The sequence below is a fragment of the Aestuariibaculum marinum genome, assembly GCF_014596975.1.
GTDB classification, from domain to species: Bacteria; Bacteroidota; Bacteroidia; order Flavobacteriales; family Flavobacteriaceae; genus Aestuariibaculum; species Aestuariibaculum marinum.
In genome coordinates, this window is sequence record NZ_JACVXD010000008.1 from 49,036 (window position 1) to 62,300 (window position 13,265).

The following is a 13,265-nucleotide window of genomic DNA, read 5'->3' on the forward strand; positions in this document are numbered from 1 at the left end:
TAGATTTTCAAAAAATTATTTTACGTTGAATACTAGGTCTACTTCTGTAGGAGGTAAACATCTGCTATCATCACAAACCATGAATTCAACTGTACCCTTAACTTCAAACGGTGTTTTACCTTTTACGCGAATACGTTGTTTAAAATCTGCTTTCTTCTCGAAATACGTAATTTCCATTTCGAATATAGGATCTTGAATAGTATGTCCTTCTCCTTCTGCTGTATTTCCTTTTTTAAGGTAATTTGCGTTTCCTTCGAAAGCGAAACTTGTTGGAATTGGTCCGTCTTCCGGAACATTTTGAGAGTATAAGTGCCATCCTGCATCTATAGTAGCTGTAGCTACTAATTCGTATTCTGTAGCTGATATTTTATTTACTGAAGTGCTCCATTTTACTGGCTCTAATATTTGTGCCTGACCAACAAATGCTGCTAATAGAGCGAAAAATAAAAATACTTTTTTCATGTGTATTACTTGTTAAGAATTAGTTTTATTGTTTTGGTTTAAATATGATTTCGTAAGACTTATTCCCCTTAAGGATTTTCTTAGCCATTTTTTGAATATCTTTTGCTGTCATGTTTTTAACAATGTCAACAAAATTCTTTGGATCGTTAATATTTTCATCATATCTGAAATATCTTGTAAGCATAGCCATATCGTACCCATTGTTGTCTTTTGACTGCTCGTTTTCTTTCAGATAATTTGTTCTTGTTTTGTTTAGGTCATCCTCACTAATCGTGCCATCTGCAATTTTTTGCAATTCTTCTTTCACGATTTCTACCAGACGATCTGCCATATCCGGGTTACAATCGAAGCTAAAGTTCACGTAAGCAGCAGATTTAGGTTCTCTTGAAAAACTAGCACCTGCTCTCGGGCTGTATGCCCCACCTTCAGATTCTCTTACCGTTTCAGTTACACGTAATTGTAACATATCTCCTAATACGTTTGTGTAAACCACATTTTTCTTAACATAAGGCATTTCCTTTTTGTAAACCACATTTACACTCGCTTTAGGGTCTTCCATAGCAATGTAAATATCTTTATCAATCGTATCGGAAATCCAATCTACTGAATTGTCTTTGTAAGTTTCTTTCGTATTTTGTGTTGGTAAACTAGCGATATATTTTTCCAAAAGAGGTTTTAACTGTTCTTCTTTAACATCTCCTACGATAAAGAACTCAAAATCTGACGCATCTGCAAATCTATCGGCGTAAATAGCTTTAATTTTATCGAACGACACATCATCAATATATTCCTGGTCAAAAATACGCTTTTTTGGATTATTTTTACCGTAAAGCGCGTAGGTAAGACTATCTTTCATTTTCTCACCGATATCATTACCTCTTCTCAACAAATAGTTATCCAGGTTACTTTTTAACACTTTATAAGCATTCTCATCGAAACGCGGTTTTACAAAATACAGGTGCACTAACTGTAACATGGTTTCTACATCTTTGGTATTTGAGCCACCTGAAACCGTTTCTGAAATATCGCCAAGACCAACGTTAACGCTAGCTGTTTTTCCTGCAAGTACCTTATTCAAATCGGTTGCTGAGAAATCGCCTAAACCAGACCTTCCTATTAAGCTAGTCACAAATCCAGCTGACGCCAAATCTTCATTATCCAATAGAGACTCACCACCATAACTAATAGCTTTTAACGCCACTCTATCTTTTTGCTTGTCAACAAACTTGTAATGTACTTTCACACCATTACTTAAAACAAACGTAGTCGCTCCAATTTCTTCTTCGTGAGATACCTGAGTTATAAATCCTGAAACAATATTTAAATCTGATACTAACGTCTTACCGTCTAAAGCTTCTGCATAAGGCTTAATTGTATCATCATTTTCCACAGAGGTTATAATTTGTCTTACCTCGGCTTCTGTAATATTATCTTGACCTTCAACACCTGTTACGTTAACATAGCGATTGTTTTTTGCGTATAAACGTTTTATAGTATTATGAACATCTTCTGGTGTAATTTTACTGAATAACTGCTTTGCTATCTCATATTCCTTTTCAATATCAGACATGGTTGAGTTAGACAAGTAATTGTTTTGAATCGTACTTTCAATGCTTTTATGACCTCTATCGTCTTTCTTAGCAATTTGATTTTGATAAGAATTATTGAAAATAGTAATGGCACGATCAATCTCAGATTGTGTATAACCAAACTTCACTGCTCTAATAACTTCAGTTAACACTTCTGTTAAAGCTTCCTTCTGTTGATTTGGCTTTGGGTAAATCCCCATACTAAAAACATTAGAGGTTCTTGATAAACCACTGTAACCAACTCTTCCTGATAAAAAGGTTGCTTCCGGTTTCTGTGACACCTCTCTAATTCTTGAAGAAAGGGCACTTATCGCCATACTCTCTAATAACGATTGTTTTAAATCGCCAACAGTTTCATCGGCTAAAGATTCTTTATGACGAATTCCGAATGAAATAGACGCTGACGATACTTCAGGGTCCATACCAAAGCTAAACATCATGTCTTCATTATCTGGTATATCTACTGTATAACGTTCTTTAGGATTATCTACTGCAGGAATCTTAGAAAACTTATCGATAATTTTTTGCTCAATTTCAGTAACATCAACATCACCAATTACTGCAATAGCCTGTAAATCGGTTCTATACCAGTCGTGGTAAAAATCGCGTAATGCTTTATATTCAAAACCCTCTACTACAGACATTAACCCAATAGGCATTCTATCTGCATACTTTGACTGGTTAAAAGTAACAGGCATAGACACCTCAAATAAACGCATTTGTCCGTTTTGACGGGTACGCCATTCTTCTTTAATTACACCACGTTCATTATCTATTTCCTCATCGGTAAGCAACAAGTAATTAGACCAATCTTGTAACACCGTTAAACAGGTATCGACCAAACCATCTTTAGTTGGAATATTGCTTAGGTTATAAACGGTCTCATCGAATGATGTGTAAGCATTAATATCTTTTCCAAAAACAGCTCCATGCTTTTGTAATGTGTTTAAAATACCTTTTCCAGGAAAGTGTTCGGTTCCGTTAAACGCCATATGCTCTAAGAAGTGAGCCAACCCGCGTTGATTTTCCTTTTCTAAAATTGAACCTACATTTTGAATAATATAGTAACTCGCTGCGTCTTTAACAACATCGGTACTTTTAATGTAATAAGTCATACCGTTTGGCAGGACTCCTTTTTTTATGCTTTGATCTACGGGTAAGGGCTGACTTAAATCTTGTGCACTAACACAAAAAACAGATGCCACTATTAGAACATACGATAAAACTGTTTTCATTTAATTTTGCGTTTATAACTGGTTAATTATTATTTATTTAAAAAAGTTCAATATTTGTTTTACTTTTATTAATAATACCTATCCCATATTATTAATAGAAATTTATATTCAATATTTACCTTACAATTTTAAACCAACCAAAACTAAAGCTTTGAATAGAAACTAAGATTAGTTTTAAGAAACTTTTAATAAAAGAGGGCTGTTTAAAACAGCCCTCTTTACCTTTCTTTCAATCTGTTTAAACGACTAACTCAAACAAAATTAAATATGAAAAACAAATGCCATCTTAGTTAATATCTACATTAATAAAGACGCAGAAATTTGTAAGGGTGTTGTTAATCTTTTGTTAATTTTAAAAAACTCTTCTCCAACAACTTAGCTTTTTTCAGGCTAAACAGCACTAAACTAAAACTATATCAACACCAATTAAGCTTTTAATCTTAACGACTAACACTTGTATGACGCATTTTTTTAATGTTACCCTTATTAAGAATATGTTAAATTTTATTTTTTTAATTTATCGAGGACTTTCTTAAAGATTCTTCAGCAAAAACAGACCATTTTATAGACTTAAACCTAAAAAGGACTAAAAAATTAAAAAAGGGTAACTCTAAAATGAGTTACCCTAAATACTTAAGAGAAAAAAAGAATATTATACTTTAAGATTTCACTACTTCCAACAATTTATGAATTGCCTCCTTATTTGAAGGCCTAGGCGCATCAAAATCTACTATATTTCCTTGCGGATCGATTAATATAAATCTTGGAATAGAATTAATATTATAAGCCAGAGCAAACTCAGATTTTGTAGCGTTTGGTGCCAATATCTGTACACCAGACATATTTTTGTCTTTTACCATTTTACTCCACTTTTCTTTATCGGATGGTTTATCGACAGACATGCTAACAAATACGATGTTCTCATCTTTATACTCCTTTTCAAGCTCTTCTAAATACGGTATCTGTGCCTTACATGGTGTACACCAAGTTGCCCACACATCTATAAACACATATTGTCCTTTAAAATCGGAAAGTGAGGTTTTAGACCCATCAATATTCTCGTAATCTTCAAATACAGGCGACACACTTCCTTTATCTAATTTTGTAGCAAAACTATGTTCCTTTTCATATTTTGAGGTGATGTTTTTAATATAACGTTCTACAAAAATATTTTCAGTTTTTATTTGTTCGTCAGTGATATTTTGATAAGAATTCAGAGCTGTATTTAATGCGCCTCTTAAAGTATTAACATGCTCTTCAAATTCAGCTTCATTAAAACGATACCAGGTTTTACTATTAAAGCCGACATCAGATGATAAAATTCTATATTTTTCGCTCTGATAGTTGTTGTAATCTGCAAGGTCCTTTGTAAACCTAACTGTGTTCATGAAATCTTCTGCATTGGCTTCAAAATGAATATTTGCTCCATTCTCGGCATACAAACGCGTCATAACTTTATCTTTATCTAGCAGTAATTGATAATTACTACTACCTCCTTTTACTTTAAAGCTATCTACAAAAGTACCATTCTCAGAAATTTTAATTTTCTTATTATCCCCACCCATAGAATACACAGTAATCACCTCTGATTTGGCATTGGTTATTTTTCCAGTTATCTCAACATAATCGGGGTGTGGTTGCTTTGCTTTGCAAGCAAACATTGCGCCTAAAGCCGTTAATAATGCTAAAGTTTTAATCTGTTTCATTACAATTTTATAGTTGTTTATTTTTTTCAAAAGTCTTTTTAAAATCAGAACCAAATTTATCCCATTCGTTAGTTGTAAATATTGGTTTAACCTGCTTTAATAAATTTTCAAATTCTTTTTGATTGTTTTCAGTTCCAAAATGTTTAGCCTTTACGTTAACCATACCCGACAAATAGTTTCTAACAGGAATTCGTCCGTAAGCTTTAGCCAATTTATCAGCATGACTTATAACATAGTCCACATACTCGCCACCGATTCTTAATCCTGTTATAATAACAAACGGAATTTCTGCATTCAAATCTTTTTGAGATTTCAAATAACTATCAACAACCTCAAAAGATACTTTTCTTTTATTTTTTAAATAAGCATCACTATAAAATTCAGGATAATCAATATTTAATGCTTTTGAATAGGATTTAAAGTCTTTTGTTTTAAATCTTTCCTTGGCCGCATTTAACAGACTTAACAACTCCTCAACTGATTTAAAACCAGAATTAACATCGATAGTATTGCCTTTAGAATCTAAAATCACAAATGAAGGAAAACCTGTAACACCATATTTTCTTGCCAATCGTTTACCTATATCTTCTTTAAAAATATCGGACTTAAAAGCAACAAAATCCTGATTTAAAAGCTGTGATACTTTTTCGTTTGGAAATATAGTTTTATCCATTTGGGCACAAGGAAAACAGCCTGTAAAGTATAAATCGACAAAAATGAGTTTGTTTTCAGTTTTCGCCTTCAATACTACATCTTCCCAAGATGCTTTATAAAAATTTGTTTGGGCAAAATTGACATACGGTAATATTATGACCGTAATTGAAACAATATGCTTAATAATGTTTTTCATTAATAATTAATTTAATGTAATTACTACAAATCTATTTAACCTTCTTGTTTAAAGCCTTAAACAACTTACTAATGCTTTGCAAAATCAAAAACAAACAATTAACTAACAATACTATATATAAATTTGTAGAGTGTAAAAAAGGGGATGACTTCAAAAAAAACCTTCCCCTTTATGATTTTAAATATTAATTCTTTGAAAAAACGATTAACGTTCTCTATAAGCTATACTCATAATTTTACCAAAACCAGTATAACTTTCTTCTAATATAATTTGTTCATTTACTGGAGGTACATCATAAAATTCTAAAGTTCCGTTTGCACCATCTTGTCCAGATGGATCGTAACTACAAACCATTAATTTATTTCTTAAATCGCTGTATTTATTGCTAAAATAGTTTTCAAACTTTATTAACGAAATTAGCTCAGAACCTTTGTCTATCATGGTTTTAGTTTGCTGAGTTGTAAAATCGTATTGGTAAACCTTACTACCTACAGCATAAAATAAATACCCATAATTAGGACTCACGGCATAAGATGTCGCTTTATCGAAATCTGGTGCAACAATTTCGCCGTAATGTCTTTGCTGTCCATTCCAGTTAACGAATACAGCTAAATAATCTTTATTATCTGAAGGATCATTTAAAACGGCAAACACAGTACCATTCCAAGTATTACCAAAATTATTACTTACCATAAATTTCAAATCCTTACCTGTTGTATAATCAAACTTTCTACTTGATTCTGGTGGATTAGGCATAACGGTTGTCATACCATAAAGCTGATCGTTTCTTACAAAACGTTTATTTGTATTATCGTAAAACACAGCATAGTTCCATACACGCTCAACAACAATCCAAGGACTCGCCTCGAAAAACTCATTATTAACATGGTTTACTCTTACCCCGTAGTATTTGTTCCACGGCCCATAATAATGATATATATTACCATCTTTTATAGTGTAAGCCCATAAAGAGTTAGAAGACCCTAAAGCATCAACCTCCAAATCTATAGGCTGATTTGTTACAAACTCATTCGCTATGTTATAAGATTCATTCCAGCTAAAGTTATTAGGTTCTAACTTAACCGTACCATTACCCGATGTAGACACATATATACCATAGAAACCTCTTACAATAGGCCCTGTATAAACAAAACCTGGTTCTCCGGTAAGCTCTAAACCAGACCCTTCCAATACATCATACAAAGGTGTATATTCGTCATTTAATTTAGAAAGCATATCTAACCTTGGGCCTGAATTATTATCTGTTAACATAACCCAACCTTCGTAAACAGCTGTTACAACATCTAAGCCACATGTGTATTGTGTTTCTACATTTGTTTCTAAATTTTTAACCGTATAGTAAATATCGTAAGCACCTGGGTTTAATGTAACACGTTCTGTTAAATTTTTCTCAGACGAGATAAAAAACACCCTATCTCCCCCTGTTCCTTGACTACGCTGTAAAGCTTCCCATTTATAGCTAAATTTATTAGATTGTTCGCCTTGAGTAAAACTTAATTCTGGAACAATATCAAAATAATCTAACTGTAAGTATTGATAATTTTCTTCAAGTCCAGTAATTGCAACTTCGTTTATTTCACGATAGTCATAATTCCCTTCATCTTCCATACAGGAAAACAAAGCTATTATCATTCCTAAAAGTATTAGGTTTTTAAGTTTTATATATTTTAACATAAGCCTATGTTTTTTAATTATTTTATTCTTTATTAATAAATTGCTGCACGAGGACCTAACACCATTGGTTCACCATCTTCTTCTAAAACAGGAGTTCCTCTTTGCTCTTGAATAATTAAATACTGTTTAAACACCGAAAGTTGTGCTGTAAATGTATAAGGGTCTGGTCTTTCTGTATTCCAATTAGGTACTGGTATGTTTAATACCTCTGCCCATAAATACAGTTTTTTATCCGAATAGGGGCCTAAGTATCTATCGTCCCAATATTGTGGTTGTGTTAAAATGTCTGACACTATTAATTGAAACTCTGTATAACTTACTAATCTTTCAACATTACTATGCATAGTATTTTCTAAGATATTATTGGTGAAATTCTCATTTTCATTTAATTTTAAATTAATAGAATACATTTCGTACTTCATATCGGCTGTTCTATATAAGGATACAGGAACAGTACCTACCACACTGTCTTTTGGTATTACTATTTTAGCTGGTAAACTAAAATGTGTACCCTCAATAGCTGTAGATATATCCATAACAGATACACTTACTTCTCTTGCAAATGCTTCAGGATAGCCCTGTACTTTAATAGGTATTTCAATTAATAACTCATTTACATCTGGTTGCTCGAATGCAAATGTTATATTAAGACTATCTCTATAGTTGGGGTCTGAAAATTGCGGATTTACACCCTCTACAGCCCATTTATAATAAATCGCATCATTTCCTTCGAAAGTCATTATATCATGTTTTCCACAAGACACTATGGTTAGTGCTAACAAAAAAGCGACTGCTATGTTTTTTAATATTTTTCTCATAATAACGATATTTAGTTAACGAAAGTCTGTTTCTGATAATGGTAAAGGAACAACATATTGTTGCTCACTCATTGTAATATAATCTGCAGAAGAGCCATCAGGGATTTCAGAAAAATTCTTCCTCTTATAATAGAAAAACATTTGTCCCTCTCCATAAAACTCTTTTTTATACTCTTTTAAGATTTCTGTTTCTACATCTGCAACACCAAGTTCAAGTAAAAAACCTTCACCTATACCTCTTTCTTTTCGTACAGTATTTAAGTATTCTAAAGCCATTTCATCTGAACTTGCAGTTTCTGCTGCGATATAATACATCTCGCTTATACGAATTAACGGCTGCATAAATCTTGACTCTTTTTCCTTATTTTCTATATCGGCAAATTTGAAAAAAGTTCTATAATCTTTAGCAGCTTCTGTAGACACGAACCACGAATACTCAAAGCGATAATCGGTTGTAATACTTTCGTAATCTTCTTCTAACCTTGCTGTTGAAGCTGCGTAAATTCTTTCTTCATTAAGACTTGCCGCAAAATTATCTCTTTGAAAATTATACAAACCTGTGTTTTGCAATCCGAATAATACTTCGGTAGAGAAAATTCTGTCAATACTTCCTCCTCCACTTGTAATCTCTTCATCAATTACCCAAGGAAACCAAGTAGAAGCTTCGTCTATTACTGTATTAGCTGCTGACGAGGCTGCTTCAATATTACCTGCATACAAGTTTACTCTGGCCTGTAAAGCTTTTACAGCAAAATAGTTTAATCTTAAATTTCTATATCTAAAAAAGTTTGTACTAAAATCTGAAGAACTTGTTGTCATTGGGCCATTTTCTCTAATAGGATCGTTTTCTAATAACGTTTCTGCTAACGATAAATCATTTAAAACAGCATTTACAACATCTTGAGCCGATAGCATTTCAGATATTTCTGTTTCTGGCGTTGTATAATACGGAATAGCATCGTCTTCTGCATTTGTAACATAAACTGGCCCGAATAACCTTAATAAATCGAAATGCAACATGGCTCTTAAAGCATGAGCTTCACCTTCAACTAAAGCTTTTTCTTCATCACTTAATACACCTGTATAAATTTCTAACCCTTGTAATAAATTATTTATATTTAATATGTTAGTATACATAGATGTCCAGATACTGTTAAATCTATTTTGTACATCCTCCTCTTCATACAAATAGTTTGCATAAATATATCCCCTATGCCTATTATCTCCTACATTATAACGTTGCCCTAACAACTCTACAGTTCTCATGGTTAAATCGCCTCCATAAGCACTTTGAGCTACCATTTTTGCATATATACCGTTTAAAGCTGTAAATACACCTTCTTCAGTACTAAATAATTGTTCTTCTAAATATTTATCTTCTGGTTGCACATCTAAATAATCGTCGCAAGACAAAAACCAAATGCACAGTGATAGACACAAAATATGTTTTATATATGTTTTCATTCTTTATTCTATTTTATTATTAAAATCTTGCATTTAAGCTAAATGATACATTTTGAGCAAACGGATAATCAATACCTCTTTCTACTCTAACTGAAGAAATTCTAAAAATATCGTTCATATAAGCGTTAATTCTTAATTGACTTAAGCCTAATGATTTTATCCATTTAGAATCTCTAAAATCATAGCCCATATTAATAGATTCTCCAATAAGCACATTCTCTCTTTGAATAAAACGAGAAGAAATCGGTGTATAACTTATATCACTAATAGATTTGAACTGAGTGACATCTCCTGGTTGTACCCAACGCTCTGTTAACGCCCTTAAATCTTGGTTATAATAGCGTTCGTCTCTTGAAATATTTTCTACTTTTTCATACAAGGCATTATTAAATACATCGCCTCCAACACGGTAACGGAAATTAGCCCCAATAGTTAAATTTTTATAACGTAAATTACTGCTAACCACACCTTCTACTGTTGGTCTTGAATTACCCATAACTTTAATATCATCGGTATCATACTCGTAAGTAGGTATACCATCTGCAGTTAAAAACACTTCTTTTCCAGAACCAGGATCGATACCTAAAGACTCTACAGCCCACATATCGTCTGAACTATAACCATCTTTGTAACGAACTAAACTGGCACTTTTAAGCTCTTGTGCATTTAATCCTGCTAAATCGTTACTAAATCCTCCATATTCATTTTTAAGCGCACTTGCAGTAACACCTATAGTCCAAGTAAAATCATCTTGAGGCATGTATATTGGTGAGAACCTTAAAATAGCTTCAACCCCTCTTGTATCCATAAAACCTGCATTAATTGGATAATTATAAACCCCTGTTGATGATGGTAAATCTATTTTAACAATTAAAGGATCTGTTTTTTTAGTAAAAGCATTAAATGTTGCATTTAAACGATTTCCTAACATGGTCATGTCTATACCAACACTTGTTGTTAAAGTATTTTGCCATTTTAAATCTGGGTTAGCTAATGTGTTTACTGTTACGGCTTGTCCAAAAACATTTGTATACTGCTCAAAACCATAAATGGTTACCGAAGATAAGCTCCCAAACCCTTGATTACCTACAGACCCTATATTACCTCTTAATTTAAGCATAGACATAACTTCAGGATCTATATTAAACGTTTTATGCAAGTTCATACCTGCACCAACAGACCAGAATGGTGAATACTTTTCGTTAGAACCAAAAGATGTTGAACCATCTACACGATAAGTTCCATCAATAAAGTATGTATTATCGAACGCATAGTTAGCACTTGCTAATAAATTAACACGTCTGTATTTACTTTGTGATGTTGATGGTCTTGAATTAGGTTGATAACTAAAAGCGTATGCTGGGTTACCATTTGTTCCTAATGGAAATCCAACCGCTTTAATACCTAATCTTTCATAAGTATTCTCTTCTACTTCTCCTCTAATGTTTGTAGTTATCTTATGATTTTCACCAAGTACTTCAGCATAGGTAGCCATAGTATTTAACCTATAACTAAAATTATCTGTTCTGGTATTAGTGTAGCTACCTCTTTGCTGGTAACCAACATCAATAAAATCTGTATGCTCTGGAGGTAAAAACTTTTCGTTTGTTGTAATAGCTTTGGTTATTTGTAAACCAGACTGTAGCCTAAACTTAGTATTAAAAGTATAAATTGCTTGTAAATTATTTACAAGTTGAAGGTTATTTGAATTATCGATACCATTTAAAGTGCCATTGTATAATGGGTTTGTAAAAATGTAATCATTTCTCTCGAAAATGCCATCTATATCCAAGAACTTGGTAATTCTACCATTTTCATCGGTCTTTCTAAAATACGGGTTAGCTTGTCCAAAATTAGCAAAAGACCCATATTGAGACTCATTTGCATCGTAACCATTTATACGTAATCTATTACTTATATTTAGTTTATCTTTACGGTAAGTTAAATCGATATTGGCTCCCCAAGTTTCGCGATTAGACCCCTCCATAACACCTTGTAAGTCTCTATAATTAACACCTACACCATATGTAAATGCATCGTCACCCCCATCAGCATAAATAGAGTGTCCTAAGGTAGTACCAACACGTAAAGGTTCATTTAACCAGTATGAGTTTACACCTCTACCTACTTCTGCTAAAATAGTATTATAAACCGCATCAAGACCTTTTTGTATATAAGCCAACCCACCTGTTGCCTCTGTATAAACACCTGCTAACCTTTCATATTCTAACTTCTGCTCAGCATTCATTAAGTTATAATCGGTTAAATCAGGCACCTCTAATCTAAAATCTGCATTATACATAACACGTAATTTTCCAGATTTTGGTTTAACCGTCTCTACTACTATAACACCATTAGCAGCTTTAGCCCCGTAAAGCGCTGTAGATGAAGCATCTTTTAAAATGGTAATCGATGCCACACGGTTCATATCTAAATCTATGATAGTACGTAGTGTTGTTTCGAAACCATCTAAAATAAATAAAGGTTGATTAGGACTATTTCCAAACTCATCTCTTAAATTATCGGTAGACACACTTGTTTTACCTCGCACTTCAATGTCAGGTAAACGGTTAGGGTTAGATCCTAAAGCATTATTTTCTACTATAATAAACGAAGGATCTAATGTTTTTAAACTTTCTAAAACATTTAAATTACCAAGAGCTTGTAATTCTTCTCCTGAAACTGTAGCTACTGCTCCAGTAAAACTTTCCTTTTTACGTTCTACAATACCCGTAATCACAACCTCTTCCAGAGTGCTTACGTCTTCTTGCAAAACAACATCTACTTTAGTTTTACCGTCTAAAACAACTTCTACCGTTTTATAACCAATATAACTAAACACTAGTGTTGATGCTTCGTCTACCGTTAAGGCATAATTGCCGTCAAAATCTGTTGTTGTTCCGTATTTTGTTCCTTTAACAAGAACAGTCACACCTGGCAAAGGCATTCCAGAACCATCTGTTACAATCCCCGTTACTTTTACCTCATTTTCAAATGAAGCAGTGTTTTTTGGACTTATTAAAACAATACCATCTTCTGTTTTTTGAATATTATAAGTATTTCCTAACAAAGTATATAACGCATCTACAACATCAGCATTATTAAAATTTGCAGAAACCATTCGGTCTACATTTACTTCTTTATCACTATAAAAGAAATCTACATTAGCTTCCTTTTTAATTTCTTTTAGAGCATCGTACAATGTAACTTTCCCCATTTTCAAGGTAATTTTTTGAGAAAATGAAAAAACCGATATACTAAAAAATGCGATACATAACATGAGAGAACGCTTCATGAATCGGATAATTAAAGGGTTGAGTTTACTGAGTAACCTACAAGTTGTTGTGGTTAACTTTTTTTCCATAAATTTGTGTGTTTTGTTAATTAATTGAGTTTTAATAGTTTTTTATTAGCAAACAAATACTAAGGGGAATGTTGCAGCATTT

Annotated in this window: 8 protein-coding genes; all 8 read right to left on the reverse strand. The window is 32.7% G+C overall.

What is annotated here, in order from left to right; translation table 11 throughout:
• Positions 1–15: 15 nt before the first annotated feature.
• Entirely contained in the window at positions 16–462 is a 447-nt protein-coding gene (locus ICJ85_RS12780) for a protein-disulfide reductase DsbD domain-containing protein (protein WP_188224192.1), read from the reverse strand.
• Positions 463–487: 25 nt separating this feature from the next.
• Positions 488–3,286 (reverse strand): M16 family metallopeptidase, encoded by a 2,799-nt coding sequence (locus ICJ85_RS12785; protein ID WP_188224193.1) that lies wholly within the window; start codon positions 3,284–3,286, stop codon positions 488–490.
• Between the two features lie 659 nt (positions 3,287–3,945).
• Positions 3,946–4,992, reverse strand: a complete 1,047-nt coding sequence (locus ICJ85_RS12790; protein ID WP_188224194.1) for a TlpA disulfide reductase family protein — start codon at positions 4,990–4,992, stop codon at positions 3,946–3,948.
• A 7-nt stretch (positions 4,993–4,999) separates the two neighbouring features.
• Complete coding sequence (locus tag ICJ85_RS12795) at positions 5,000–5,842, reverse strand: thioredoxin family protein (protein ID WP_188224195.1); 843 nt, start codon at positions 5,840–5,842, stop codon at positions 5,000–5,002.
• A 204-nt stretch (positions 5,843–6,046) separates the two neighbouring features.
• The gene (locus ICJ85_RS12800) at positions 6,047–7,537 is read right to left on the reverse strand and encodes a PKD-like family lipoprotein (RefSeq protein WP_188224196.1); all 1,491 of its coding nucleotides are present in this window, start codon (positions 7,535–7,537) and stop codon (positions 6,047–6,049) included.
• 32 nt (positions 7,538–7,569) lie between these two features.
• A complete protein-coding gene (locus tag ICJ85_RS12805; protein WP_188224197.1) occupies positions 7,570–8,355 on the reverse strand; it encodes a DUF4843 domain-containing protein in 786 nt (261 codons plus the stop codon).
• Positions 8,356–8,370: 15 nt separating this feature from the next.
• The gene (locus ICJ85_RS12810; protein WP_188224198.1) at positions 8,371–9,819 is read right to left on the reverse strand and encodes a RagB/SusD family nutrient uptake outer membrane protein; all 1,449 of its coding nucleotides are present in this window, start codon (positions 9,817–9,819) and stop codon (positions 8,371–8,373) included.
• A 19-nt stretch (positions 9,820–9,838) separates the two neighbouring features.
• Positions 9,839–13,036 carry a SusC/RagA family TonB-linked outer membrane protein gene (locus tag ICJ85_RS12815; protein WP_188224199.1) on the reverse strand — a complete coding sequence of 1,066 codons (3,198 nt, stop codon included), beginning with the start codon at positions 13,034–13,036 and terminating at the stop codon, positions 9,839–9,841.
• Positions 13,037–13,265 lie beyond the last annotated feature (229 nt).